Genomic DNA, 25,098 nt, shown 5'->3' with positions numbered 1-25,098 from the left:
CCGCGATTGACAAAGACAAGCCGCCATCAAATTCGTGCCGGGACGCGCGACACGACGGTCGCGTACTCTGGAAGCGCGGTGTACTGCCGTCCGCAGAAGGAGCATCGTGGAGCTCATTCTCATCGTCCTTTTCGTGGTCGCGCTCGCGATCGCGGCGTTCTTCGCGTTTAAGGAGCACAAGACCAGCGTCTCGCTCCGGCAAGCGGAGGGCTCGCTCCGGCAAGCGGAGGGCTCGCTCCGGCAAGCGGAGGGCTCGCTCCGGCAAGCGGAGGGCTCGCTCCGGCAAATGGAGAGCTCACGCCAGCAGGTAAGCGGCGAGCTCAAGCGGGCGCTCGATACGAACGGAGGTCTTTGCCAGCACGTCGCAAGCCTGCAGGAGCAACTTCAGCGTCTGAGCCGCTATCAGACGATCGTCGACGCCGAAGCCGCCGCCGCTGGAATACGAGCACAAACCGAGACGTGGGCAGCGCAGCTCAGGGCGAACGCGCAGGCCGCTGCGGCGGAACTCGCCAGCGGCGCTCGACGGGAGGCCGATCGCCTCCTCGCCGACGCGCGCACCACGGACGCCCAAGCGCTCGCCGCCGCCGAAGCCTTGAAGGCGCAAACTGAGACGTGGGCAGCGCAGCTCAGGGCGAACGCGCAGGCCGCTGCGGCGGAGCTCGCCAGTGGAGCTCGACGGGAGGCCGATCGCCTCCTCGCCGACGCGCGCGCAACGCACGCGCAGGCGCACACCGCGGCCGACAACTTGAAGGCGCAGATCGCGGCAGAGGCGCAGGCCGCCCAAGCGGCGGCGCATGCCTCGGTTCAAGCGACGCTGGGCCAGGCTTCTGCCGACGCGGCGCGTATCGTGGATAACGCGAACCGGCGCGCCGAGGAGATCGCCGGCGCTGCGCTCACCGCGCAACGGGAAGCGAAGCGCCTCGAGCAGACCGCGCAGGCGATGAAGAACGTGATCGAGGGCTACGGCGATCGCTACGTCATGCCGACGGTGGGGCTCCTGGACGAGCTCGCCGAGGAGTTCGGCTTCGCCGAGGCAGGACAGCGCCTCAAGGCGGCCCGCGGCAAGTGCCGCGACATGATCAGCGACGGCGCGGCGGCGACGTGCGAGTACGCGGAGGCGAACCGGCGCACGACGGCCATCGCCTTCGTGCTCGATGCGTTCAACGGCAAGGTGGACACGATTCTCGCCGATGTTCGGCACGACAACTCTGGGACCTTGCAGCAGAAGATCCGGGATGCGTTCATGCTGGTGAACCAGAACGGGCGCGCCTTCCGCGAGGCGCGGATCCTACCCGAGTATCTCGACGCCCGGCTCGAGGAGCTCCGATGGGCCGTGATCGCGCAGGAGCTGAAGCTGAAGGAGCGCGAGGAGCAGCGGCAGATTAAGGAGCGAATCCGGGAGGAAGAGCGAGCCCAGCGCGAGTTCGAGAAAGCGAAGAAGGAGGCCGAGAAGGAGGAGGAGACGATCAGGAAGGCGATGGAAAAGGCACGTCGCGATGTGGAGAAGGCGAACGACGAAGAGCGCGCCAAGTACGAGCAGAAGCTCCTCGAACTCTCCGAGCGGCTTCGCGCGGCGGAGGAGAAAAACCAGCGCGCCGTCTCGATGGCGCAGCAGACGAAGGCCGGGCACGTCTACATCATCTCGAACGTCGGTTCGTTCGGAGAGCACGTCTACAAGATCGGCATGACCCGGCGGCTCGAGCCCCTGGACCGAGTCCGTGAGCTAGGCGATGCGAGCGTGCCGTTCGAGTTTGACGTGCACGCGATGATCTCTAGCCAGGATGCTCCAGCCCTCGAACGGGCGCTCCATCAGCGTTTTGTCCGCAACCAGGTGAACAAGGTGAACCCGCGCAAGGAGTTCTTCCGTGTGCCGCTCCACGACATCCGACAGGAGATCGGGCGGATGTCGCTGGAGGTAACGTGGACGCTAGCGGCAGACGCCCGGGAGTTCCGAGAGACCCAGGCGATTGAGCGTGCGATGGCGAGTAAGACCTTCGACGAATCCGCCTGGCTGGAGGCGCAAGCGAGAGCCGAAGCCTCGCCGGCGTTCGAGCGCGATCTCGCGGAGGCCACCGCCTGACAGCGACGCGTATCAAGGCCAGCGGTGGAGCGGCGCAAGCCCGCTGCCGCGCCGCCCTCCGCAGGACGCGCGCTACCTCTCTGCCAGCTCGACCGTCGTCTCGCCGAGCACCGGGTGGATGTAGCTCACCCACTCGAACACCGCGAGCGCGGTCCCGTGCATCTTCTCGACGAGACCGGAGACGATCGTGGGCGGCAGTCGCTCGTAGCGGTATCCCTTCCCGCGGTGCCGGTGCTTCTGCCTCGAAGCCCAAGCTCGGTGGTTCGGCGCCGCGGCAGGGATCTGCCTCGCGAGCGAAGAGAAGTTCCAATGCAAGCTCTCTCCGGATGCCTCGCCAGGCTCCTGGTGGGTGGAGCTAGGCTGCAGCGGAGACTGCCTTGTTCCGGGACCGTCGCGCGCCGGCCGCGCCGGCCCCCTGCGGCTTCGTCGGCGTGGCGCCCGCGGGCGGGGTGGAGACGGCGCGGACGAGCGCGGCGGCGATGGCCGCCGTCATCCGCGCGGTCGGCAGCCGCGGCGTGAACGCGAGCACGCGCTCGCCAGGGCGCCGGCCGCGCGAGGAGCGGCCGCTGCTCGCGAGCCGCTCGACGGCGTGCTCGCAGGGCGAGCCCGGGGCGACGCGCAGCAGCACCTCGGGCAGCCCGATGGCGCCGCCGGCGCCGGGCGCGTAGACGACGCCGACCTCGATCGCGACGAAGCCGGGGAGCGCGGCGCGCGGCGAGAGGCCGAGCCGGAGCTCGTCGGCGTCAGGGCTGCCGTCCGGGATGCGAAGGCGGCCGACGACGCGGAGCTCCGTGGCCGCGGCCGCGCCGCGGGCCGCCGCGCTCGCGGTCGCCCTGGACGCCGCGCCGGGCGCCTTCGCCGCGGCGCCGGCAGGACTCTTTGGCGCGGCCGTCGCGCTCGCCTTCGGCGCGCGGAGGTCGGCGCTCGCCGGCGCCTTCAGCGTGCGGCGCACGCGCCGCGCGACGTCGCGCAGGAACGCGACCGGCCGCGCCGCCGGATCGGCGGGGAGCTCGGCGAGGCGGCCGGTGCAGAAGATCGCGAGCAGCGCGGTCGCGTCGAGCGCCAGCAGGTGGGCGTGGTACGGCGAGACGCGGGCCACGGCGTACACGCCCCCGCCGAGGGCCGCGAGCAGCGCGACGAGCAGCGCCTTGCCGGCGCGCGTCGAGACGTCGAGGTAGACGCCGCGCACCCGCGGCGGCTCGCGGAAGGCCTCGGCCTCCGCGACGGGGAGCCACTTGCCAGGGCGCCGCAGCGCCCCGCCGGCGCGCTCCGGGCGGGGGGTGCGGTGCGCGGCGAGGGCGGTCGCCGCCGCCACGAGCGCGGCGCCCGCGGTGCCGTCCCTGAGCAGGAGCTCCAGCGCGACGCCCGCGACGAGCGCGAGCCCCGCCAGGGCGGCGCGCGGCGCGAGCGGGATCGGGACGAGCGGCCGCGGCGCGACGCCCGCGGCGCGCGCGAGGCGCTCGTGCTCGCGCGCCTTGAGCGCGACGAGCGCGCTGTAGATCGCGAAGAGCACCACCCCGGCGGCGAGGTAGACGGTGCGGCTGCGATCGGGGCTCGCGGCCGCGGCGTCCGCCAGCCGCCCGAGCGCGTCGGCGGCGGGCGTCGCCGTGGCGGGCGCGGGCTGGAAGGCGCGCGCGTCGGCGCGGACCGCCCACCGGACGGCCTCGCCCTTCGGGGCGTACGGGCGGAGCAGCTCCAGCTCGTCCTTGTCGAGCGAGCGGCGGAGCGTGGAGAGCGTCATCGGCGCCGCGAGCGCCTCGGCGCCGTCGCCCGCCTCGGGCGCCTCGTCGACGCGGGGCTCGTCGGGCGCGGCCGGGAGCTCGACGGTGAGCCGCGCCGAGTCGTAGCCGTCGTCCCAGAGGGGGCCGGTCCACGCGACGCGGGAGCTCGGGCCGTCCTTCTGGACGAGCCCCCGCTTCATGAGGTCCGTGCGGTAGCGGAAGAAGAGCACGAACACCCCGCGGCTCAGGCCCTTGCCGTCGAAGCGGGCCCGCAGCGCCGGCGGGCGGAGCGTGCCGTCCGCGCGCGGGCGGACGTCGGGGGGCAAGAGCTCGATCTCGACCGGCGTCGCGGACGCGAGGGAGCTCGCCTCCGCGGCCTTGAGGGGCACGGCGTAGCTGCCCTGGTCGAGCTGGGCGTCGGGGTCGACTCCCTGGATGTCGAGGGCGCGGAGGGGCCCGCCCGAGACCTTCAGCGTGACCTTGTGCTCGACCGTGGCGGCGCCGGCGCGGTCGATCGCGAGCCGCACGTCGTCTCCGGCGACGTGCACCTCGACCCACGCGCGCGCCGGAAGAGCGAACGCGATCGTCACGAGCGCCGCCAGGAACGGGAGCAGCAGCGCCGGCCCGGGGCGGCGGGCGATGCGAGAGGGCATGGTGCAGACGTCCCACGGCGCCGCGCGCGGGGCCAAGTTCTGTGGCCGGCGCGGCGCTCCTGGCGCCGTCGTGCCGGCGCCAGGAGCGCCGCGGCGGGGGCGCGCTGCGGTCTCGTCCGCGGCAGGGGTGCGCCGCGCTCCGCCGCGGGCGGCGCGCCCCGCCGCGGACGAGACCGCGGCGCCCGCGCTGCTTCCGGTCAGGCGGCAGCGGGCGTGATCAGAACGCGACGCCGAGCGAGAGCGACCCCATGAGCTTGATCTTCCCCGCCTTCTCGTAGAACACATACGGGCGGAAGCCGGGGATGTCGATCTGCGCTGGAGGGGCGAGCGCGACGCCGAGGCCGAACCCGCCTGACATGGCGAACCCGCCGTCGCGGCCGAAGATGTTCGTGCTGCCGATGATCAGGCCGAGGACGGCGCTGCTCACGTCGCGCTTCCCGGTGATCGCCGCGGAGGTGGTGGGGGTGTAGACCGCCTCGAACGACTCGTAGCCGAAGCGCCCTTTCACCCAGAACCCCCGGAGCGGCTTGCCCTCCACGTAGACACCGACGTCGGCCGCGAGCGCGTATCCGGTCGTATCGATCGTCGCGTCGTCGAGCGAGCCCCAGATCCACGACGGCGTGATGCCGATGGTGAGCGGTCCGACGACAGCGACCTCTCCCTCGAAGGTCATCCTTCCGAACAGGAGATCCAGGGCGTTGTAGCGGACCGACCAGCGGCAGCAGGTGGCCTCGGGCGGCCTCGGCGGCGGCGGCGGTCCGGCCGGCAAGGCCTCATAGCCGGGCGGCTGCTGCGGATAGCCCTGCTGCGGATAGCCCTGCTGCGGGTAGCCTTGCTGAGGATACCCCTGCTGCTGAGGATAGCCCTGCTGCGGATAGCCTTGCTGAGGGTACCCCTGCTGCTGAGGGTAACCCTGCTGCTGCGGATACCCCTGCTGCGGATAGCCTTGCTGAGGGTACCCCTGCTGCTGAGGATACCCTTGCTGCTGGGGGTAACCTTGCTGAGGATACCCCTGCTGCTGAGGGTAACCTTGCTGAGGGTATCCCTGCTGCTGAGGATACCCGGCCTGCGGCGGGGCAGCTCCGCCGGGCTGCCCCTGGCCTTGCGGGAGCGGCTGAGCGGGCTGTTGTTGCGCGGCCGACGCCGGCGCGAGGAGGAGCGCGCCGAGGCCGAGAAGGACGCCGCAAGCCGCCGAGCGGGGAACCATCCAGGAGACGGGCGCGCTCGCGGAGCCCCGACCCGTGCTGAAAGCGCAATCCATGGCGGTCGACTCTACCGAATCCCGAGCAGGCCGGCTACACGCGCGCCGCGAACCTCGCCGCCCTCGCGCGCGCGATCTCCAGCTTGTAGTCTCCCGCCCGATGCCGCCTGCCCCCGATGTCGTCGCCGCCACCGCCGATCCCGCGCCCGGAAGCCTCGCCGCCAGCGACACAGCGGCCGCGCCGGCGGCCGCGCCCGGCGCCGCGCGGGGACCGGAGACTCCGGCGGTAGAGCTCGACCGCGCGCTCTCCGAGCTGGGCGACGCGGCCCTCGGGTTCGCGCGCATGCCGCCGCGCGACAAGGCCTCCCTGCTCCGCTCGCTGCTCCCGGGCCTGCTCGCCGCCGCGCGCCCGCAGGTCGAGGCGTCGTGCGCCGCGATGGGGCTCGACCCCCGCTCGGCGGCGAGCGGCGAGGCGTGGCTCGCCGGGCCGTACCCGACGCTCTCGCACGTGCGCCTCCTCGCCGAGGCGCTCGAGGACATCGCCGCGCGCGGCCGCCCGCGGCTCGCCCGCGGCGCGGTGCGCGAGCGCGCGGACGGCCGCGTCGAGGTGGAGGTGTTCCCGGCGCGCCGCGGGGACGCCGCGCTCCACGGGCCCGCCCGCGCGCGCGCGCTGATGCTGCCCGGAGCGACGCGCGCCGGCGTCCGTGAAGAGCAGGCGCGCTTCTACCAGCAGCGCGACCCCGAGGGGGGCGTCGCGCTGGTGCTCGGCGCGGACGACGTCGCCAGCGTCCCCCTCCGGGAGGCGCTCCACGAGCTCTTCGTCGAGGGGCGGGTCGTCGCGCTCGCGGTGAGCCCGCGGAGCGCGCTCCTCGGCGCCATCATCGAGCGCGCCCTCGCCCCGCTCGTCTCGCGCGGGCTCCTCCGCTTCGTGTACGGCGGCGCGGACGCGAGCGCCTACCTCGCGGCCCACCCCGCGGTCGCGGAGGTCCACGTCACCGGCTCGGCGGCCGCGCACGACGCGCTCGTCTGGGGGCCGCCGGGCCCCTCGCAGGCGCTCCGGCGAGCGTCCGGAGAGCGGCTGCTGGAGAAGCCGATCTCCTCCACGCTCGGCGGCGTCAGCCCGGTCCTCGTGATGCCGTGGCTCTACGGCGGCGACGAGCTCTGGTTCCAGGCGCGGGTCCTCGCGAGCCAGGTCGTGAGCAACGCCTCGCCCGGCAGCCATGCGGCGCAGGTCCTCGTGCTGCCCAGGGGCTTCGTGCAGCGGCCGCTGCTCCTCCGGCTGCTCCACCGCGCGCTCTCCGCCGTGCCGCCGCGGCGCTCCGGCCATCCGGACGCCGAGGCGCGGTACGCCGCGCTCACGGCCGGGCGCGCGCCGCTCGAGCGCGAGCTCCTCGACGGCTCGCCCGACGCGCCGCTGCCCCGCGGGGTCGTGCGCATCGGCGAGCCCGGGCCGGGGGAGCTCCCGTGGACGCTGGTCACCGGGCTCTCCGGCTCGGACGCCGACGAGCCGCTGTTCTCGACCGAGCCGCGCTGCGGCCTCCTCTCCGTCGTCGAGGTCGGCACGAGCGACCCGGTGGAGTTCCTGGCGGCGGCGACGCGCTTCTGCAACGACCGGCTCCGGGGCACGCTGGGCGCGTCGATCGTGGCGCACCCGATCAGCGCGGAGGACCCCGCCGTCGGCGCCGCGCTCGAGCGCGCCCTGCTCGAGCTCCGGTACGGCGTGATCGCGGTGAACCAGGCGCCCGCCGCCGCGCACGCGGCCGTGGTCCCGCCCTGGGGCGCGCACCCGAGCGCCACGCTCGCCGACATCCAGAGCGGGCTCGGCTTCGTCCACAACACGGCGATGCTCGGGCAGGTCGAGAAGACGATCCTGCGCGCGCCGCTCACCACCTTCCCGCGGCCGTCCAGCTTCTGCGATCACCGGCGCGCCCACGTCGTGGGGGAGCGACTCGCGGCCTGCGCGGCGGCCCCGGGGTGGGGCAACATCGCGCGCGTCGTCTCGGCGGCGCTGCGGGGGTGACCGCGCGCCGCCGGCGCTCCGCGCGAGGCGCGCCGTCGCCGGGCCGCGCCGCCGGCGCCCGAGGCAAACCCACAAAACAAGGCCGGCGGCGCTCACCCGAGAGCCCTCAGGGGCTCGGGCGAACGCCGCCAGCGCGCTGTCGACGTCGAGGTGCGCTGTGCTGTGCGGCGATCAGGACGGGAGCGACGAGCGGAACTCCTTCACCTTCTCCAGGATGTCGCGCAGCGCGTTCCGGGAGGTCTCCGAGACGTCCTCCGCCAGCTTCTCCGCGTCGAGGAGCGTGGGCTCCAGCTTGCCCCAGGCGTCCTTCGCCTCCATGCCGGCCAGGTGGAGCCTGACCCGGATCTCGTCGCGCAGGGTCTGCAGCGACTCCAGGCTCTTGGTCAGATCGCTCTTCAGCTCGGACGTGATGTTGCTCATTCTTTTCCTCCCGTATCTACGAGGTGTTGGGTGCTCGTCGGCCAATGCATCTGCCGCGCCAGACGGCGTGCTTCAACGCAGCGCGCGACGCCGGCGCGTCCAGACCGGAGCCGAGCACATCAATCTCTGGAGCAATCACCGGCGGGCGTCCGCACGGAGTGTGGCGAAATTGCTCGGCGAGCGCGTTTTTGCCCCGCCGCCGCGCGAGCTCTTCAGGTGAGCTGGCCCTTCGCGAAGACGACCCCGTCGAGATCGGCATAGATGAATCCGCCAGGAACATAGGTGATCCCGGCGAACGTCACGGGGACGTCGCGGTCCCCCGCGCCCTTCTTGCCGCTCTTCCGCGGGTGCGTCGCGAGGGCCTTCACACCGATCGGGATGCGGGCGATCGCCTCCGCGTCGCGGATGCAGCCGTACACGAGCAGCCCGGCCCAGCCGCTCCGATGGGCGATGTCGGCGAGGTTGTCCCCGAGGAGCGCGCAGCGGAGCGACCCGCCGCCGTCCACGATCAGCACCCGCCCTTCGCCCGGCTCCTCGAGCGTCTTGCGGACGAGCACGTTGTCCTCATGGACCTTGACCGTCGCGACGCGGCCGTGAAACAGGCGCGCTCCGCCGTAGTCCCGGAAGATCGGATCCGCGACGGCGACCGCGTCCGGGTGCTCATCGCACAGATCCGTGGTTCGAACCCTGATCTCTGAGCTCATCGAGGCTCCTTGGCATGCTTGACCGGAACAGCCCGCACCGCTTCCCCCTGCGCGCCTCCGCGCACCGTCCGCGTGCGCCCGCGCACCCGCGAGAAGGGAGCACGACGTGCCATGGAGGAGTGAACAGAGAGGTGAGGCGTCAGGAAGAAACTCGGGCTATTCCCCGATTCACCGCTTCACGCCAGAACACTCTAGGGGACCGAGCGCCGGATTCAACCGCTCTCGCGCTCGCGCGCTCGTATCGTGATCGCTCAGGACGGCTCGCGGCGGTCGGCGTCCCCGGGAGGGGGGATGCGCTCGTCGTCCTTGCCCCCTCGCGCGCGCGGGTCGGCGAACGCCGCCGCGTCGACGCCGTGGCGGACGAGCCAGCGGCGCAGCTGGTTCCTGTGCATCCCGAGCGAGCGGGCCGCGCGCGTGACGTTCCCCCGCTCGCGCCGCAGCGCCATCTCGATGGCGATCCGCCGCATCTCCACCGGCGCCGGCGTGCGCTTCGCGATCTCCGTGATGTCGAGGCCCGCGGACGGCGCGAGATCCGACGCCTCCACGACGGTGCGCCCTGCCTCGAGCGCCGCGAGGCCCGCCTGCCGCACCTCGCGGAGCAGCTCCCGCACGTTGCCGGGCCACGCGCGCAGGGCGCAGGACTCCAGGAGCCCGACGCTCGGCGCGAGCCGCGCGCCGTCGCGCCCGAGCTCCGCCGCGACGAGCCAGGGCAGCTCCTCGAGCCGCTCCGTCAGCGCCGGGATCCGCACCTCGGGCCGGCCGATCCGGTAATAAAGGTCCTCGCGGAAGCGGCGCGCCGCGACCTCGGCCTGGAGATCCTTCAAGGTGGCCGCGCAGAGCCGGAACTCCACCTTGCGCGGGCGCGTGTCGCCGAGCGCGATCACCTCCCGCGTCTCGAGCACGCGGAGCAGCTTGGGCTGGACCGACGCGTCGAGCTCCGCGACCTCGTCGAGGAACAGCGTGCCGCCGTGGGCGGCCTGCACGTAGCCCTCGGCGTCGGCGTTCGCGTCCGAGTACGCCCCGCGCCGCGCGCCGAAGAACAGCCGCTCCGCGAGGCCCTCCGGGATGGCGGCGCAGTTCACGGCCACGAAGGGGCCGCTCCTCCCGGTCGCCGCGTGGAAGGCGCGCGCCGCGAGCTCCTTGCCCGAGCCGCTCGGCCCCGTGAGCAGCAGCGTGTCGCCGCGCATCCCCGCGCGAGCGACCTTCTCGCGGACCTCCCGGAGCGTGGGGCCGACGAGCCCGTCCTCCTGCTGCAGCACGCCGCCCCGCTGGAACGGCGCGATGTCCGCGGCGAAGCGCAGCAGCGTGCTCCCGAGCCGGAGCACGCGCGGGAGCGACGGGAAGACGTGGCTGTCTATCTGCTTGCCATCGACGAAGGTGCCGTTCCTGCTGCCGAGATCGGCGATCTCGATCCCCTGGCCCGAGAGGGAGATGCGGGCGTGGCGGCGCGACACCTGGTCGTCGTCGACGACCACCATGTCGTCCGCCGGGGCGCGCCCGAGCTCGATCGCGCCGCCCCCGAGCGGGATCGGCGCGCAGGCAGGCTGGCCGCGGGTGAAGATGACCACGAGACCGGGCACGGCGGTCTCCGGCGGCGCCTGCGCCGCGTCGCGCGCCCTGATCGTCGATTGAGCGTCAACAACCACACCGTACGCATACCCGATCCCGCGGCAGCCCTGAAGGGACCCGAGGAATTCGTCGGAGTGCGGCTGGAAGATTCAGGTGAGGTGCGACGCCGGCGCGCTCCTCGTCGTGAGCGGCGCGCGGTGGTGTCTCGTCAGTACCGCGGCACCGACGGGTCGACCCGTTGCGACCACGCGTCGATCCCGCCTTCGAGGTTGTAGAGGTTCCTGAAGCCCTTCGCGAGGTAGTGCTCCGCGGCCGCCTGGCTGCGCCCGCCGTGGTGGCAGTGGAAGACGATCCGCGTCTCCTTGGGGAGCGTGTCGAGGTGCCGCTGCCCTTCCTGGTCGAGGAGGCGGGCCCCCTCGATCTTCGCGATCGCGCGCTCCTGCGGGGTGCGGACGTCGAAGAGCTCGAGCGCCTCGCCGCTGTCCAGCATCGCCTTCAGCGCGGTGGGCGAGAGCTGCTTGACCTTCGGCGGCTCGCTCGGGCTCTCCAGCTTGAAGCCGCCCGAGGGGCCGTCGACGAAGTCGATCGACAGCCCCTCGGCGCGCCGCGCGCTCGCGCGGTCGAGCAGGAACACCGCCCCGCCCGCGTGGACCTCGACGTCGCCCGCCTGCCGCGGGCCGAAATAGAGGCCGTAGCTGTAGGACGGGTCGATCTCGATGTGCACGAAGTCGGCGTCGGACTCCCGCGCGGAAGCGAACGCCGCGACGGCCGCCGGGGTCACGCGGATCGAGGGCGGCGCCTGCGGCTCGCCCTGCGAGAGCCCGAGCGCCTTCACCAGCTCGCCGGTCGCGTGCAGCTCCTTCACGATGTCGCACCCGCCGACGAACTCGCCGCGGATGTAGAGCTGCGGGATCGTCGGCCAGCTCGAGAACTCCTTGATGCCGTCGCGCAGCGCCGGGTCCGACAGGACATCCACCGTCTGGTACTCGGGCAGGTGCTCATCGAGGATGCCCACCACCGTGGCGGAGAAGCCGCACTGCGGCATCCTCCGCGTCCCCTTCATGAACAGGACGACATCGTTCTCGCGGACGATGGTGGCGATCCTGGCCCGCATGGGCTCGCTCAGGCTCATGTTCTTGCTCTCCTCCGCGGCCGTGGCGCCGCGGTCGACTCTCCCGCGCGCGTCCGCGGGCCTCTCGCTAGCATGGGCAACGCACGGCAGCGAGGCCCCGCGGCCCGCCGCGCTCGCGTCTGCCGCGGGCGTCTCGCCGGAGCCGCGGCGCTCGGCGCGGGCGGCGGACGGAGCGCGCCGCGGACGGCGAGGCGCCCTGCGGGTGAGGCGCCTGGCGGATGAGGGGCCCTGCGGATGAGCCGCCTGGTGGGATGAGGCGCCAGCGCGGCGCGACGAGGTGGCTGCGCAGCGCGCTCAGCGGCCGAATAGCAGCCCCACGACCGCCGCGATCGCGGCGAGGGTCGCGAGCACGGCGGGCGTGCTGAGCTTCGCGCCGAGCGCGCGTACGCGCCCGCCGCTCGCGCTCGAGGGGCGCGCGAGCGCGTCCGACGGCGGCGGCGCGACGCAGCGCACGCCCGGGGACGCGGCGCTCTCCGCGCGGACCTCGACGAGCAGCTGATCGAGCGGGGCGTGCTCGCCGAAGGGGCGCACGAGGCGGAGCGTCACGCAGCCGGTGAGATCGGGGGGCAGCCGGAGCCGCAGCGTCCTCTCGGCGACCTCCGCCGGGGCGCGGTGGGCGCCGCTCCGGGCGCAGCTGTCGCAGCCGCCGCCGTCGCAGCGCGCGCAGGTGACGCGGGCGGGCACGGCGATCTCGATGTCCGCGCCGCCGCGCGCCCACGCCGCCGGCACGGCGATCGAGAGGCGGCCTCGCGCGCCGTCCGAGGCGTCGAGGTCATCGCGGTCGATCAGCTGCCCGAGCTCGGCTCTGCCCATGTTCCTTGTGTGCCGCACCCGGGAGCCGGCGCCAAGCGCCGGCGCAGCGCGGCCCCCGGGGACGCGCGCGGCGCGGGGCCCTCAGGGGTGCGCGTCGCGCGGCCCGCGCGGCTCGTGCGGCTCGTGCGGCTCGTGCGGCTCGTGCGGCTCGTCGCGGAGCGCGCGGCCGCCCCCCGCCGCCCGCCCGGCGCGCAGGACGCCCACGGCCGAGAGCAGGCACGCGAGCACGAGCAGCAGCCCTCCGAACGAGCCGGGCCGCGTGCTCTCCTTCAACCCCACGATCAGCACCCGCGCGAGCTCGGCGTCCGGCACCCGCGCCGGGTCTTCCAGGTAACCGAACACAGCGCCGAGCGCGATCCAGGTCGCGTGAATCGTCGCCACCAGCGTTGTCAGCCCCATCGCCGCGATGAACCTGAGCTTCCCGGGCTCCGGACGCCGCGCGAACTGGACCGCCGCGCCGACGGTGACCATCCCGAAGACCAGGATGGGCCACATCCCCCAGCCACCCTCGAAGAAGAAATCGAACATCGGTCGCCTCCCGCTCCTCTCCCTGCGTTGGTGTGCCGCCGTCGCCGTCCGCGCCGGCCTGCACATCCTCCAACGCGGCGCCGGCGGTGGCGTGACCGGGAAAGTTCCTTGTCACGCCCGGCGCGCTCGCGCGTTATGGCGGCGTGGAGAGGGGAGGCGCAGCTGCTCCGTCCGACGCCGCGCTCGCGGCGCGCCTGCGGCGCCGCGACCCGCGCGCCTTCGACGAGCTCTACGCGCGCTACCACCCCCGGATCTTCAGCTTCCTCGTGCGCCTCTCGGGCCGCCGGGACGTCGCCGAGGACCTGTTCCAGGACACCTGGCTCGCTGTCGCGCGCCACGCCGACCGGCTGGCCGAGGACACCGATCTCGCCGCGTGGCTGTTCACGATCGCGCGGAACCGCTACCGGAGCCACCGCCGCTCCGCCGTGCTCGATCTCGCGCGCGCCGTGCTGTTCTCCCGCGAGCCCGCGCCGGCCGCGCCCGGGCCCGAGGCCGCGGCGGACGCCCGCGCCGAGGTGGCGGCGCTCGAGGGGGCGCTCCGCAGCCTCGCGGCCGGGCACCGCGAGGTGCTGCTCCTCGGCGCCGTCGAGGGGCTAGAGGCGGCGCAGGTGGCGAAGGTCCTCGGCGTCCGTGAGGACGCCGCGCGCAAGCGCCTGTCGCGCGCCCGCGCCGAGCTTGCGGCCTGCCTGGAAAAGCGAAATGCTGAGCGGCCCCGGACGGGATCGGCGCCCCCGATCTCCGCCGCGGACGCCGCCGATCGACGCGCGCGCGGAGGTTCTCGATGAAGCCGTTCTCAGGAGAGGATCCGCTGGCGAGAGGCCTCGCCGAGCTGCCGGCCGTCCCGCTCGACCCGGCGGTGGCCGACGCGGTGAGGCGCCGCGCCCGCGCCGCGCTCGCGGAGGGGGCGGAGCGCCGGGCGCCGCTCGCGCGGCCCTCGCCCGCCTGGGCGGCGGTGCTCCTGCCGGGCCTGCTGCTGAGCTCGGGCGCGGTGTACGTGTGGGATGCGGTGCAGAAGATCGGGCAGATCTACGGGGGAGGGTAGGGGCCGGGCGGCGCCTCCGCTGCCCGCGATGGGCAGCGAAGGCGCGGCGCGCGGATCAGTCGCCGATATCGACGACCTCGAGCCCGTAGTGCCCGAGCGGGCAGAGGGCGCGGTCGCCGGAGACCGTCACCCGGGTCGGGTACGAGGAGAGCTCGCCCTTCGTTTCGTACGTCAGCTCGTCGAGGTCTGCCGCATCGAGGACGACGAGCGACGGCGGGCTGTAGCTGGAGAGGAGGAGGCGCTTCCCGTCCGCGAGGAGCGGCCAGCCGAAGCGGATCTCCGAGTCCGTCTGCGGGGCGAGCTCGATGCTGCCCGCCTCCAGCCCGCTGGCCACGAGGACCCCGGACCGATCCTCGGTGTCGCCGTCGTCCGCGGTGTAGTAGCTCCCGTAGGTGTACATGAAGACGCGGTCATCGCCGACGAACACCTCCCACATCGACCTGTTGTCGGCCAGCGGGCTCTCGTCGCGGAGGCTCGCTGTCTCGGCGCCGACGTCGACGAGCTTGAGCGTGTGGCTCGTGCCTCGGCAGAGGCCGGGGCCCTCCCGGGTCTCCTGGTTGTGCGGCAGGAACTCGGCCCACCCGAAGGTGCCGTAGCACGCGACGTAGTCCGCCGCCTCGAACTCGACCGTCTGGTAATCCATCGTGAGCGCGCGGCCGGACGTGCGGTCGAAGGCGAGCAGCGAGCCGGGCACGTTGACCGGCGCCCGCACCACCGGCGACGACGGGTCGGCCACGTCGATGCGATCGATGTAGAAGCGCGCCCTGGAGGGATCGTCGGGCAGCGGCACCCAGTGCGAGGTCAGCACGGTGGTGCCGTCGATCTGCAGGCCGGTGTAGCCAGCGCCCTCGGGCAGCGCCACCGAGCGGTGCGCCGGGCTCGACGGGTCGGAGAGGTCGATGATCTCCAGCGACGCCTCGGAAGGCGGGGGCGCCCCGGCGCCGCCGCCCTCGTCATCGTAGTAGTAGTAGCCGCTGCTGACGTTGCGGACCACGAGGGTGCTCCCCGCCTGGACCACGGAGTCGACCTTCTGGACGACGTTGCCGTAGTACCCCAGATAGGAGAGCCCGTTCTCGCCGCGGAACGGCACGACGCCCTGGCTCGCGACGCGGGGAGCTTCGGGGTTCCTGAGGTCGATCACGGCGAGCTGCACCTGCGCCGTCCAGTCCGCAGAATACGAGACCCAGAGCAGGTAGGCGTACTGCCCGTGCGCGAAGATGTGCGGGTCGGTGATACCGGAGCCGTAGCAGCCGCTCTCCGCCCCGTTGGACAGCTCCGCGAGGTCGAGCTTGCCGAGCGGCTCGGCGCGGCCCGGATCCGCGGCGGGGACGACCTCGACCTGCGCGCTGCTCGTCCACCAGTCCGTGCTCAGGCGGACGACGAGGTCGCCGGTGACGACCGCGTTGTCGACGATCGTCGCGAGGGTGAGGTCGGCGACCTCGACCGGGGCGTCGCGATCATCGATGTTGAACGTCCCGACCTCCTCGTCGGAGACGGCGAAGAGCCGGTCGTCGTGGACGAAGGCGCGGCGCGCCTGGCCGCGCGCGGGGGCGGAGCCGCGCTTCGTGAGCGAGTCGGTCGTGAAGTCGATGAGCTGGATGCCGCTCTCGTACGAGCCGCAGCCGTCCTGGTCGCTGTCATAGCTCCAGCCGCTGTAGGGCACGAGGATCGTGCCGAGGTCGTCGAGGATGGTGAAGGCCTTGTGGATCCGGTCCTGGTCCTCGGCGAAGCTCCCCCCCCAGCCGCCGAAGTGGACGCGCTCCAGCATCGTCGGGTTCGAGAGATCGGAGACGTCGAAGAGCGAGACGTGGAGCGAGGCCTCGGTGGAGGCGTTGTCGAACCCGAGCGCGAGCAGGCGGTTGCCGCGCGGCTGCATGTGGTAGACCCAGCCGGGCATCTCGAGCTCGCCGACCTGGGCGGGGTGCTCCGGGTCGCTGAGGTCGATGGTGAACAGCGGGTCGGTCTGCTCGGCCGTGATCGCGTAGGCGCGGTCGCCGTCGAAGCGGACGGAGCGCAGCGTCTCGGGCCGGGGCAGCGTGAGCTCGGTGTAGCCGAGGGGCGTGATCTCCTCCGAGGAGGCGACGGAGAAGGTCTGGACGCCGGGCTTCGCCTGGTTGTTCCACCAGAGGCCGGGCTGGCTGATGACGCGGAGGACGCCCTCGTGCTCGTCCATCTGCCAGCGGCTCTCGATCTGGCCGGTGGCCTCGACGCTCGCGCCCTCGACGAGGGCGCCGCCGGGGTCGGAGATGTCGATGATCTGGATGGTGGAGTGTCCCTCGGCGGTCCCGTCCCACTCGATGCCGGCGACGTACATGCGATCCGCGGTGACGCTCACGCTGCGGCGCCACCCGTAGCCGTAAGGGTCCTCGTCGCCGTAGGTCAGCTGATCGACGACGTCGATGTCGGCGGGGTCGGCGACGGACAGGGAGGTGACGGTGGTGTTCCGCGAGCTCGAGCACCCCCAGCAATAGCCGTTCTCGAACGTGACCGCATAGAGCACGTCGCCGACGATGCGAGAGTCGGAGATGCTGCCCGGTAGGTCGAACGACCCGATCGGCTGGATGTTCGCCGGGTCGGAGACGTCGAGCGCCTCGATGCGGCTCGTCTGCACGGAGGTGTAACCGCCGGTCGAATCGTCGAGGATGTAATGCTCCCACGACGAGAACATCGCGTAGACGACCCCGTCCCGCAGGTACATCTCGAAGGGGATCCCGCTCGCCTGGTGTCGCCCGACGAGCCTCAGCCTGTCGCGCCGCGAGATATCGATGATGCTGAGCCCCGAGTACTGCGAGAGCGCGTAGAGCTTGCCGTCCTTGACCTGGATGATGTCGGCCTCGGTGATCGCGCGCTCGGCTTCGCCGTCGCCTCCTCCGTCGTCGTCGGGCACCGCGCCGCCGCCGGTGCCGGCGCTCGTACCTTCGCCGTCGGCCCCCCCGTTCACGTCTCTTCCCCCGGGGCCGTTCGGGTTGCCGGAGATGAAGTCGGTCGGCGTGGTCTCGTCGGGTGAGGGCCCCGTCGAGGTGATTACCTGGCAGCCGGTGAGCCAGGCCGACACAGCGGCCGCCGTGAGGACGAGCCAGCTGGCGTGAGATCTGGACAGGAACGTCATTGTCACCTCGTTCAAGACAAGACACAGGGCGTCATGCCTGCGCCGGTGCGTGCTGCACCCGTGGAGTCCCGTGCCCGGCGCACCAGCAAGCAGCAGGCCAGGTGGATCGCCCAGAAAACCCGTGAGTTTTCGCGGTCTCCGTCCGCCTTGTGCCAGAATGTGCAGCCAGCGGGATGCCGCGGTGTGCCTCCACCTGCCCGCAAAGGGTGCGCCGCCGCCCTCACGCCCAGATCCCGGGGTGGGCTCTCGGGGTCTGGCGGAGTGGCTCGCGCTCCTGGCCGGAGCTGCTCGCGCTGGCGGGAGCGTCGCGTTCGCGCGCCGGGGATGCCTGGACACGGGGCTGTGGAGCGACAGGCGAGCCTGGCGCCGGCGGCTGTCGGGTGGCACGGTCGATCGTTCGACAGGAGGCTTGATGATGGAACTGTTCAGCAAACGTCACCGGCTTGTTCTTGGGATGTTCATGCTCTTCGTCCCCCTGCTCACCGGCGCCAAGGGCAAAGGCTGTCAGCCCCCGGGCGACGGGGGGCCCGGGCCTGGGGGCGGCGGGTCCGCGGGCGGCGAGCCCGCGGCGTGCGTGGTGACCGGCTGTAGCGGTCAGGTCTGCGCGGATGCGGATGAGGGCGTGATCACCACGTGCGAGTACCGCGAGGAATACGCGTGCTACGCGGAGCACGGGGTGTGCGAGCGCGGCGCGTCGGGCGAGTGTGGCTGGCGGCAGACGCCGGAGCTCGAGGCGTGCCTCGGGGGCGGCGAGCCGGCGCCGTGCGTGGTGACCGGCTGCAGCGGTCAGGTCTGCGCGGACGAGGATGTCGTCACGGACTGCGAGTACCGCGAGGAGTACGCGTGTTACGCGGAGCACGGGGTCTGCGAGCGCGGCGCGTCGGGCGAGTGCGGCTGGCGGCAGACGCGAGAGCTCGAGGCGTGCCTCGGGGGCGGCGAGCCGGCGCCGTGCGTGGTGACCGGCTGCAGCGGTCAGGTCTGCGCGGACGAGGCCGTGGCCACCACGTGCGAGTACCGTGACGAGTACGCATGTTACGCGGAGCACGGGGTGTGCGAGCGCGGCGCGTCGGGCGAGTGCGGCTGGCGGCAGACGCGAGAGCTCGAGGCGTGCATCGCGGACGCGTCGGGCGACAGGACGCCGGTCAGCGGGCTCTGCATCCGTAACTCCGGCGACGCCTGCGCCTCGGACGCCGACTGCGCCGTCGGCGGCTGCGGCGGGGAGGTCTGCCATAACCCCGCCGTGAGCGAGGGGATCTCGACCTGCGACTGCACGAGCCCGGGGCTCGCCTGCGGGTGCGTGGACGGCGTCTGCTCCTTCTGGAACTGAGGCGGTCACCGAAGGGAGCAGGGGGCGCGCGCGCCCGGGAGGCGCGCGCGGCGGCCCGACGCCGCGGCCGGAACCGCGTGCGACCCGCGATGGGTGAAGGTGGCGTGGATGGCCTCGCGAAGCAGCACGCTCTGGAACGGCCCCGTGGTGGCGAGCAGCGCGAGATCAGGGAGATCCTTCACGCGCGAGTTCTCGCGCGAGCGGGGTAGCGTGAACGCGTGCAGCTTCTCGGCGACGTGCACCTCGCGCGCATACACGCGCAGCGTGGTGGGGGGCAGCGCAGCGAAGGCGAAAAAATCATCGCCTGTCCGGGTCTCGGGACGCACCAGCATGCGATCGCCGACCGCTATGTCGAGGCCGACGGGATCTCCATAGACCTCGCCGGCGAGCCGGGCCTGTGCGCGGAAGCGCAAACCCTCGTAGACGATGCCCTCGCCCTCCATGGTCGGGTGTCTCGGATCGGGTGTGATGTCGAAGGCGAGAAAGTCGTCGAGGTCGCGCTGGCCGACGAGGCGCAGCTCGACGAGCAGATCGTCGAGGCGACCGTGCAAGGCGAGGTCGATGTCACGGGTCTGGCGACGGATACCTCGGCGGCGTCATGCAGAACGCGCGCTCGCGAGCCGGAGGTCCTGCACCTCGGCCTGGGTGATCATCCCGCGCGCGAGCGCCTCGGAGATGGCTTGCTCGATGAACTCCGGGGAGACGCCCTTCTCGATACAGTCCCGGATCGTTCGCAGCGGTTTTGTGAGCGGGATCGGGCTCATCCATGCGATCTCCGACGAGCCGACTTCCGCGTGGTGAAGCACCGTGCCTCGGTCCAGGCGCGCGCTCGACGGAAGCTCCCAGCCCGACGGGACAGTGACGTGCCGCCGGCTTGGTAGGATATCGGAGAGCTGGTGGAGCGCGAGGGCGGTGTCGTGCGAGAAGACGCCTTGCTTCTCGGTCTGTAGCCAGAGGAGGACGAGGTCCTCGTGCTCGGACGGGGAGGAACTGGACGAGGCGGAAGACGTCGCTGCCGCAGCGCTCGACGCGCAGCTCGGTCTCCATCTGGGTGACAGCGACGAAGCCAGCCTCGACCGCCTGGCCCAGCGTGAAGTACCCGGCCTGCGTCGAAGCGACGTCGTAGAGCCGGTCTACCGGCCGAGGCCAGTCGAGGAATTCCTCGATGATACGCTCGTTCTCGAAGCGTACCTCTGCAGGTTCGCCCGTCGCCCCGGCCCTCTGGATAGCCTCGCGGATCATGGCCGCGATGCGCTCCTGGTCGACGAACGTCACCTTGACCCTGCCGAGCGGGATCTCCACTCCGAGCAGCGTAAGCTTCGCTCCGTCGCTTTGAAGCTCGATGTTGCCTTCGGGGCCTGGCCAGTCTTGCGCCCAGGCATCGTTCGCGGCGCTGCCCGTGACGAGCAGCGCGCGGCGAAGGGGCGGCCCGCGGATCAGTCGCCGAGGTCGACGACCTCGAGCCCGTGGTACCAGAGCGCGAGGTCGCCGGAGACCGTCAGCCGGTGGCTGTACGACGAGAGCTCGCCCTTCTTTTCGTACGTCAGCTCGTCGAGGTCGGAGGCGTCGAGGACGGCGATCGAGGGCGAGCTGTTGCTGAAGACGAGGAGGCGCGTCCCGTTGGCGAGGAGCGGCGAGCTGTAGCCGAGATCCGCGAGCGGCTTCGTCGAGAGCTCGTGACGCGCTCGCTTCCGCGAGCGAGGCACCCCTGGTGGTGCGAGCTGCCGTGACATATCGCGCGCGCGCAGTGCCATATCACGGCCCGCGGCGTGACATGTCACGCTGCGGGCCGTGACATGTCACGCCGCGGGCCGCGACATGTCACGCCGCGGGCCGCGATATGCTGCTCGCGCGCATCGGCCGTTGGCCGCGAACGCGAGGGCCTAGCGCGCCGCCGAGGTGCGCACTTCGGGCTGAATTGGCCGCGTCTTCGCGCTGCGGGGAGCCGCGCCCGGAGCCGGCGACTGGCGAGGGGAGCACCGCTGGTATGCGCGTTGCACACAACGCTCCGGACGGCGCGGAGCACCAGAGTTCGCGCCATATTGCCTGGATGACGGCGGGAACGAACAACATCACTTTTGCCGGGCTCGACAGCGGGGCAAAAGACAATCGGAGTGGAGACATCATGAGAATTGCGATCTTCGTGGCCGCCGCCCTGCTGGGCGCGTGCACGGTCGGCGTAGAACAGGAACAACCGATCGACGCCTTCGCGCAACCCAAGGAGGCCCAGGAGCCAGCACAGAAGGAGCTCTCGCGCGAGCCGGGGAGCGCGCAGGTCGCCGTCGCCAAGGCGGCCAGCGCCGAGGAGGTCGAGAAGATGCAGGCCGCGCGGCGCGAGGCGCGGGCCGCCGTCAAGCGCCGCGCCTTGCAGACGGATCTCCCGGAGCTGCTCGCCAAGATCAAGGCCACTCCTGAAGGGCCAGAGCGGCGGAGGCTCATGGGCGATTACGTCACCGCCGCTCACTACGCAGACGCGGAGATCGCCGTGAAGGCGATGCGCGAGCTCGATGAGCTCGTGGCCGCCCACTGATGATCCAACTCAGAGGAAGCCGGAGAGACCCATGAAAATCACGTCTCGATCGTTGCTGCGCGGCTCGTTGGCCGCTTCGCTCGGATTCTTCGCGGCGCTGTCGGCCAGCCCTGCCGAGGCGGGCTGCCCGATCACCTTCGACGACCCCATATCGCTGGGCAATGTCTTCGCCGAGGCCAGGACCTCGTTCGCGGTCTGGTCGCGACTCGTCAATGGAGATATTGCTACTTGTGGAGGCCCGGGCGCTACGTGCTGGATGTATCGTCAACAATGCCTCATCGGTGGCGGCGGGTCCAAGCTCATCAATGTGGACGACGATTCGGGCTACGGTCACTACCACCTGTCCTTCACCAATCCGGTGCTCACCAATCCGGCGACCGACTGCTTGGTTGACCCCGGTGACGGCAAGGGGAGCGGCTTCGGCTTCATGGGCCAGAATGGTCAATGTGTGGCGCCCGTCTGGGCGTTGGAACCGCGCCAGGTCAACTCCCACGTTTCGGATCAATGGATCAAGGTCTGGAACGGAAATAACCCGAGCGCTCCGGCGCCCTTCAGGATGACGAAGATCAGCGTGGGCAGCATGCCCATTCAGGTCTGGTACCGCAGGGTACCCGACGGACTGTGGTTCCACTGGCTGGTACTGGCGGCGAACACGACCTTCACCCTCGACATGCAGCTCGCAGACGAAGTGCTCATCTCGGGTGCCGACGAGCGCCTTGTCGGCTCTTTCGAGATAAAGGGGTTCGAGGTCCTGTAATGCCTGGCAGCCTCGGCGGCGCAGGACGCTCGATCGCGCAGCACCTCCTGCATCCCGTAGGCGACGAGCAGCCTGCCACAGGACCGGTCTCGGTCGACGCGCCTCTCTGAGGTGACACCCCTGGCGCGTTCCGCGCGATCCCCTTTACCGGCGCGCAGCGCCCTTCCCCGCCGGCTAGCACCCCGCCGTGAGCGACGGGATCTCGACCTGCGACTGCACGAGCCCGGGGCTCGCCTGCGGGTGCGTGGACGGCGCCTGCACCTTCTGGAGCTGAGGCTCTGTCGCCGGAGCAAGCCTGTGACCGTCAAGGCACCTCCGGGGTCACCGACTCCCAAGGAGCGCCTCGCGGTCAGCCTAGACGCGGCTTTGGATACAAGGGGCAAGCGGGCCAGCGGCTCAATGACATCTTCTCGGAACACCCTGCCGTTCTGCTCCAGCGCCTCGATACCGACGGTCCGCTCAACGAGCTTCCTGCGTGGCAGAGGCTCATTGCCGACGTGCAGCGGGCGGCGTCGGAGCCGTGAGCTCGCCGCCGAGCCATCCTGACGCGCACCGGAGCAGCCCCTACTCCCCCACCAGCCGCAGCCCCACCGGCAGCCCCTCTCCGAAGAACGCCGCGCGCTCGGCCTCCTCGACGGCGACCACCTCGCGCACGGCCCTGACCCACGCCTCCGGCGCGCCTGCCTTGACGAGCCGCCGCTCCACCTCGCCGCGGGTCCGGTCCGACACGTCGCGCGCCCGGTCGCCGGTCCGGCGCGCGAGCTGCACCGCGGCGGGCGCGGCCGACGGCAGCTCCTCCCACTTCTCGCGCAGCAGGTGGTCGAGCCACCGCTCGGCCGCCGCCGGCGACACGACGTGGTGCACGCTCGCGTAGGCGGGGACGCGCGCGCCGATGCGGCCGATCGCCGCCCAGAGCCGCGCGTCGCGGTCCGTCCACGTGCGCTCGAGGACCCAGGCGCCGAGCTCGCTCCGCCGGCCAGCCGGCACGCGCTCGAGCGACGCGCACAGCTCGAGCAGGTCGTCGAGCGCCTCCGGCTTCACCCCCTTCGGCTTCTTCAGCCGCTGCTCGGCCGGGGCCAGGAACGGATCGGCCAGGTCCCGGATCGCCACCTGCAGCGCCTCGTCGAGCCCGCCCGCCACGCGGCGCCACGCGATCCAGAACTGCTGCCAGGAGCGCGCCTCCTGCGGGAACGCGAGCTTCTCGGCGAAGAGCGGCGCCAGCGCGGCGACGCGCGCCGGGTCGCCCGCGTCGCCGAAGCCAGGCCGGAGGCAGTAGCCGGCGAGCGACCAGAACACGCGCTCGTGATCGGCCGAGCGCCGCCGCGACCGCGCGCTCGGCGCGAGCGTGTCGAACAGCGCCCGCGCGGTCTCCGTCGTCCAGGCGGCGCGCTCGCCGAGGACGCGCTCGAGCTCGCGGACGAGGTTCTTCACCTCCCGCGGCGCGACGTCGGGCCGCCCCTTGCCGAACACCCGCTCGATCGTCTCCCGCGCCTCGTCGAGCCGCTTGCCGCCGGGCGTCGCCGCGGCGTGCGGCCTCCCCGGCGCCCGCTCCGCCGGCGCGCCCCCCTCGGCCTCGCCGGCGCGCGCGCCGCGGCCTTCCTCGCGCAGCTGGAACGCGAGCCGGAAGCGGCGCGGCGCCGGGGCGCCCACCTCGACGCAGGCGAGATCGAGCGTGCCGATCGCGGTGAGCTCCCCCTCGATCTGGACGCGCACCTCCGCCCGCTTGCCGTCTTCAGCGCGCGCGCGCGCCGCGTCCCCGGCGTCGAACGCCACCGCGACCGGCGGCAGGGCCTCGAACCGGTCCTCGTCGAGCGGGACGATATCGCCCGCGCGATCGGCGCGCGCGTCGTCCGACGCGAACAGGTCGAACCGGACCGGGCGGCCCACGACGAGCGCGAACGTCCGCCCAGCCGCGGCGTGCACGCTGCCCTCCTTCGCGCCGCGCGGCACGACGCAGACAGCGGGCCGCGGCCCCCCGCCGGCGGGCGGCTCGAGCCCGACGTAGTAGCCGCGCGCCGCGCCGCCCTCGATGCGCACGCCGCGGCCCGCGAGCGCGAGCCCGTAGGCGACCGCGCCCCGCGCCACGGCGAGGTCGGGATCGGCGTACGGCAGCACGTCGAGCGGCGGGCCGCCCCAGCGCTCGATGGCGCGCGCGAGCCGCTCGGCGACGCGGCGCGCGCGGAAGACGCCGCCGTTCAGGAGCAGCGCGGTCGGCCCGCGCGACCCGGGGGCGTGGCGCGCGAAGAACCAGGCCACGTGCCGGGTGATCGCCACGTCGCGCTCGTACGGCAGGCCGAACGCGACGAGCCCGCCCCGCCCGCGCTGCGGGCGCGCGTCCGCCGGCGCCTCCGGGAAGAAGCCGTCGAGCACGACGCCCTCGACCTCCGCGCGGCCGAGGCGCGTCGTCAGCGCGCCGCCGACGAGCCGCGCGCCGTGCGAGAGCACGGTGACCGGCGCCTCGTCCGGCGGCGCGGGCGCGGCGCCGCCGGCGCTGGTCTCCGCGCCGCCGCCGAGCAGGCGCTCCTTGGCGGCGCGGCAGGCGAGCACGAGCTGCCCGAAGCGCGCCGGGTCGAGCTTCTCGCCGGCGCCCACGAGGCGCGGCTCGCAGAGGTGGGCGAGCGCGAGGTCCATGTTGTCGCCGCCGAGCAGCAGGTGGTGGCCGACGGCGACACGCGCGACCTCGACGGGGGGAGCGCCGGCGGCCCCGGCGCCCCGGGCGACCCGGATGAGCGACAGATCGGTGGTGCCGCCGCCGACGTCGCAGACGAGGACCAGCGCCTCGCCGCCCGAGCGGGCGAGCAGGTCGTCGAGGCCCTGCGCGCCCGCGAGCCGCATGAAGTCGTAGAACGCGGCCTGCGGCTCCTCGAGGAGCCGCGCCGACAGTCCGGCGCGGCGGGCCGCCTCGACGGTGAGCTCGCGCGCGACCTGGTCGAACGAGGCCGGCACGGTGAGCACGACCTCCTGCTCCGCGAGCGGGCGCTCCGGGAAGGCGTCGTCCCAGGTGCGCCGCACGTGGGCGAGGATCCGCGCGCTCGCGTCGAGCGGCGACACGCGCGGCAGGGCGGCCGCGTCGTCGTCCGCGCCCCACGGCAGAATGGGCGCCGTGCGGTCGACGGCGGGGTGGCAGAGCCAGCTCTTGGCCGAGGCGATGAGCCGGCCGGGGACCTCCCCGCCGCGCCGGCGCGCGTGCTCGCCGAGGGCGAAGGGCGCGTCGCCGAAGGGGTCGGCCGGCGCCTCGCCGGGCAGGGGCGCGTAGAGCAGCGAAGGCAGCAGCGGGCGCGCCTCGATCTCGGTGGCGGTCACGAGCTGCGGGATCGGAAAGACGCGGATCGCGCCGGGCTCGGCGTCGCGCTCGGCCCACGCCACGACCGTGTGCGTGGTGCCGAGGTCGACTCCGACGATCAGGCTCGGGTTCTTCGCGAGGGCGGACATGCGTGCGCGCAGCAACGATACTGCATCGTCGCGGCGCCTTCCGCCCGCAGGTCGAGCGCG

21 protein-coding genes are annotated in these 25,098 nt (G+C 72.8%); 7 read left to right on the top strand and 14 right to left on the bottom strand.

The features are described from left to right. Positions 1–106: 106 nt before the first annotated feature. Positions 107–2,080, top strand: a complete 1,974-nt coding sequence (locus WME85_RS39015) for a DUF4041 domain-containing protein (RefSeq protein WP_437828442.1) — start codon at positions 107–109, stop codon at positions 2,078–2,080. A 72-nt stretch (positions 2,081–2,152) separates the two neighbouring features. Here the strand turns inward: WME85_RS39015 and WME85_RS39010 are convergent, their stop codons facing one another. The 3 genes from WME85_RS39010 to WME85_RS39000 all read right to left on the bottom strand — a co-directional run bounded on the left by WME85_RS39010 (position 2,153) and on the right by WME85_RS39000 (position 5,715). After that, the gene (locus WME85_RS39010) at positions 2,153–2,395 is read right to left on the bottom strand and encodes a hypothetical protein (protein ID WP_437828441.1); all 243 of its coding nucleotides are present in this window, start codon (positions 2,393–2,395) and stop codon (positions 2,153–2,155) included. A 40-nt stretch (positions 2,396–2,435) separates the two neighbouring features. Further along, positions 2,436–4,454 carry a hypothetical protein gene (locus tag WME85_RS39005; RefSeq protein WP_437828438.1) on the bottom strand — a complete coding sequence of 673 codons (2,019 nt, stop codon included), beginning with the start codon at positions 4,452–4,454 and terminating at the stop codon, positions 2,436–2,438. A 217-nt stretch (positions 4,455–4,671) separates the two neighbouring features. Next, entirely contained in the window at positions 4,672–5,715 is a 1,044-nt protein-coding gene (locus tag WME85_RS39000) for a hypothetical protein (protein WP_437828436.1), read from the bottom strand. A 100-nt stretch (positions 5,716–5,815) separates the two neighbouring features. On the opposite strand from WME85_RS39000, the gene WME85_RS38995 reads away from it, so the two are divergent. Continuing rightward, entirely contained in the window at positions 5,816–7,675 is a 1,860-nt protein-coding gene (locus WME85_RS38995) for a hypothetical protein (protein ID WP_437828433.1), read from the top strand. A gap of 171 nt (positions 7,676–7,846) precedes the next feature. Here WME85_RS38995 and WME85_RS38990 read toward each other — a convergent pair whose 3' ends face one another. The 6 genes from WME85_RS38990 to WME85_RS38965 form a co-directional block, all read right to left on the bottom strand. Then, positions 7,847–8,095 (bottom strand): hypothetical protein, encoded by a 249-nt coding sequence (locus WME85_RS38990; protein ID WP_020739535.1) that lies wholly within the window; start codon positions 8,093–8,095, stop codon positions 7,847–7,849. A 212-nt stretch (positions 8,096–8,307) separates the two neighbouring features. Further along, positions 8,308–8,799, bottom strand: a complete 492-nt coding sequence (gene rraA, locus WME85_RS38985; protein WP_437828431.1) for a ribonuclease E activity regulator RraA — start codon at positions 8,797–8,799, stop codon at positions 8,308–8,310. Between the two features lie 251 nt (positions 8,800–9,050). Further along, positions 9,051–10,445 (bottom strand): sigma 54-interacting transcriptional regulator, encoded by a 1,395-nt coding sequence (locus WME85_RS38980; protein ID WP_437828429.1) that lies wholly within the window; start codon positions 10,443–10,445, stop codon positions 9,051–9,053. A gap of 131 nt (positions 10,446–10,576) precedes the next feature. Continuing rightward, on the bottom strand, positions 10,577–11,500 hold the full coding sequence (grxD, locus tag WME85_RS38975; RefSeq protein ID WP_437828426.1) for a Grx4 family monothiol glutaredoxin: 924 nt from the start codon (positions 11,498–11,500) through the stop codon (positions 10,577–10,579). 294 nt (positions 11,501–11,794) lie between these two features. Continuing rightward, positions 11,795–12,313 (bottom strand): hypothetical protein, encoded by a 519-nt coding sequence (locus WME85_RS38970; protein ID WP_437828425.1) that lies wholly within the window; start codon positions 12,311–12,313, stop codon positions 11,795–11,797. 81 nt (positions 12,314–12,394) lie between these two features. Continuing rightward, positions 12,395–12,841 carry a hypothetical protein gene (locus tag WME85_RS38965; protein WP_437828423.1) on the bottom strand — a complete coding sequence of 149 codons (447 nt, stop codon included), beginning with the start codon at positions 12,839–12,841 and terminating at the stop codon, positions 12,395–12,397. A 143-nt stretch (positions 12,842–12,984) separates the two neighbouring features. Here WME85_RS38965 and WME85_RS38960 point away from each other — a divergent pair, with 143 nt between their 5' ends. Continuing rightward, the gene (locus WME85_RS38960; RefSeq protein WP_437828421.1) at positions 12,985–13,626 is read left to right on the top strand and encodes an RNA polymerase sigma factor; all 642 of its coding nucleotides are present in this window, start codon (positions 12,985–12,987) and stop codon (positions 13,624–13,626) included. Continuing rightward, positions 13,623–13,883 (top strand): hypothetical protein, encoded by a 261-nt coding sequence (locus WME85_RS38955; RefSeq protein WP_437828419.1) that lies wholly within the window; start codon positions 13,623–13,625, stop codon positions 13,881–13,883. The genes WME85_RS38960 and WME85_RS38955 overlap by 4 nt, the downstream gene beginning before the upstream one ends. A 55-nt stretch (positions 13,884–13,938) precedes the next feature. On the opposite strand, the gene WME85_RS38950 is transcribed toward WME85_RS38955, so the two are convergent. Next, positions 13,939–16,992, bottom strand: coding sequence for a beta-propeller domain-containing protein (locus tag WME85_RS38950; protein ID WP_437828417.1), 3,054 nt, complete (start codon positions 16,990–16,992; stop codon positions 13,939–13,941). Positions 16,993–17,404: 412 nt separating this feature from the next. Between WME85_RS38950 and WME85_RS38945 the strand changes: the two genes are divergently transcribed. After that, entirely contained in the window at positions 17,405–18,319 is a 915-nt protein-coding gene (locus WME85_RS38945) for a hypothetical protein (RefSeq protein ID WP_437828415.1), read from the top strand. Positions 18,320–18,324: 5 nt separating this feature from the next. Here WME85_RS38945 and WME85_RS38940 read toward each other — a convergent pair whose 3' ends face one another. The 3 genes from WME85_RS38940 to WME85_RS38930 form a co-directional block, all read right to left on the bottom strand. Then, positions 18,325–18,903: a nucleotidyl transferase AbiEii/AbiGii toxin family protein gene (locus tag WME85_RS38940; RefSeq protein WP_437842474.1), complete on the bottom strand. Its 579-nt coding sequence runs from the start codon at positions 18,901–18,903 to the stop codon at positions 18,325–18,327. Positions 18,904–18,915: 12 nt separating this feature from the next. Further along, positions 18,916–19,083 (bottom strand): hypothetical protein, encoded by a 168-nt coding sequence (locus tag WME85_RS38935; protein WP_437828413.1) that lies wholly within the window; start codon positions 19,081–19,083, stop codon positions 18,916–18,918. Positions 19,084–19,755: 672 nt separating this feature from the next. Then, positions 19,756–20,025, bottom strand: a complete 270-nt coding sequence (locus WME85_RS38930; protein ID WP_437828411.1) for a hypothetical protein — start codon at positions 20,023–20,025, stop codon at positions 19,756–19,758. Between the two features lie 419 nt (positions 20,026–20,444). On the opposite strand from WME85_RS38930, the gene WME85_RS38925 reads away from it, so the two are divergent. Together WME85_RS38925 and WME85_RS38920 are read left to right on the top strand one after the other, a co-directional pair. Beyond that, positions 20,445–20,849 carry a hypothetical protein gene (locus WME85_RS38925; protein ID WP_437828408.1) on the top strand — a complete coding sequence of 135 codons (405 nt, stop codon included), beginning with the start codon at positions 20,445–20,447 and terminating at the stop codon, positions 20,847–20,849. Between the two features lie 31 nt (positions 20,850–20,880). After that, positions 20,881–21,606, top strand: coding sequence for a hypothetical protein (locus WME85_RS38920; protein WP_437828407.1), 726 nt, complete (start codon positions 20,881–20,883; stop codon positions 21,604–21,606). Between the two features lie 564 nt (positions 21,607–22,170). On the opposite strand, the gene WME85_RS38915 is transcribed toward WME85_RS38920, so the two are convergent. Continuing rightward, positions 22,171–25,053 carry an Hsp70 family protein gene (locus WME85_RS38915; protein ID WP_437828404.1) on the bottom strand — a complete coding sequence of 961 codons (2,883 nt, stop codon included), beginning with the start codon at positions 25,051–25,053 and terminating at the stop codon, positions 22,171–22,173. Between the last annotated feature and the right edge of the window lie 45 nt (positions 25,054–25,098).

The sequence above is a fragment of the Sorangium sp. So ce1153 genome (assembly GCF_051521595.1).
In the GTDB taxonomy this organism is placed as follows: domain Bacteria; phylum Myxococcota_A; class Polyangia; order Polyangiales; family Polyangiaceae; genus Sorangium.
Note: the sequence above shows the minus strand (reverse complement) of the source record. Positions and strands in the feature narration are given on the sequence as shown.

Bases quoted from the DNA above. Each gene is read 5' to 3' on its own strand.
- WME85_RS38950 (WP_437828417.1), bottom strand. From the start codon at position 16,992: ATGACGTTCCTGTCCAGATCTCACGCCAGCTGGCTCGTCCTCACGGCG.
- rraA (WP_437828431.1), bottom strand. From the start codon at position 8,799: ATGAGCTCAGAGATCAGGGTTCGAACCACGGATCTGTGCGATGAGCAC.
- WME85_RS38990 (WP_020739535.1), bottom strand. From the start codon at position 8,095: ATGAGCAACATCACGTCCGAGCTGAAGAGCGATCTGACCAAGAGCCTG.
- WME85_RS38920 (WP_437828407.1), top strand. From the start codon at position 20,881: ATGAAAATCACGTCTCGATCGTTGCTGCGCGGCTCGTTGGCCGCTTCG.
- WME85_RS38935 (WP_437828413.1), bottom strand. From the start codon at position 19,083: ATGAGCCCGATCCCGCTCACAAAACCGCTGCGAACGATCCGGGACTGT.
- WME85_RS39005 (WP_437828438.1), bottom strand. From the start codon at position 4,454: ATGCCCTCTCGCATCGCCCGCCGCCCCGGGCCGGCGCTGCTGCTCCCG.
- WME85_RS38965 (WP_437828423.1), bottom strand. From the start codon at position 12,841: ATGTTCGATTTCTTCTTCGAGGGTGGCTGGGGGATGTGGCCCATCCTG.
- WME85_RS39000 (WP_437828436.1), bottom strand. From the start codon at position 5,715: ATGGATTGCGCTTTCAGCACGGGTCGGGGCTCCGCGAGCGCGCCCGTC.
- grxD (WP_437828426.1), bottom strand. From the start codon at position 11,500: ATGAGCCTGAGCGAGCCCATGCGGGCCAGGATCGCCACCATCGTCCGC.
- WME85_RS38995 (WP_437828433.1), top strand. From the start codon at position 5,816: ATGCCGCCTGCCCCCGATGTCGTCGCCGCCACCGCCGATCCCGCGCCC.
- WME85_RS38945 (WP_437828415.1), top strand. From the start codon at position 17,405: ATGATGGAACTGTTCAGCAAACGTCACCGGCTTGTTCTTGGGATGTTC.
- WME85_RS38955 (WP_437828419.1), top strand. From the start codon at position 13,623: ATGAAGCCGTTCTCAGGAGAGGATCCGCTGGCGAGAGGCCTCGCCGAG.
- WME85_RS38925 (WP_437828408.1), top strand. From the start codon at position 20,445: ATGAGAATTGCGATCTTCGTGGCCGCCGCCCTGCTGGGCGCGTGCACG.
- WME85_RS38970 (WP_437828425.1), bottom strand. From the start codon at position 12,313: ATGGGCAGAGCCGAGCTCGGGCAGCTGATCGACCGCGATGACCTCGAC.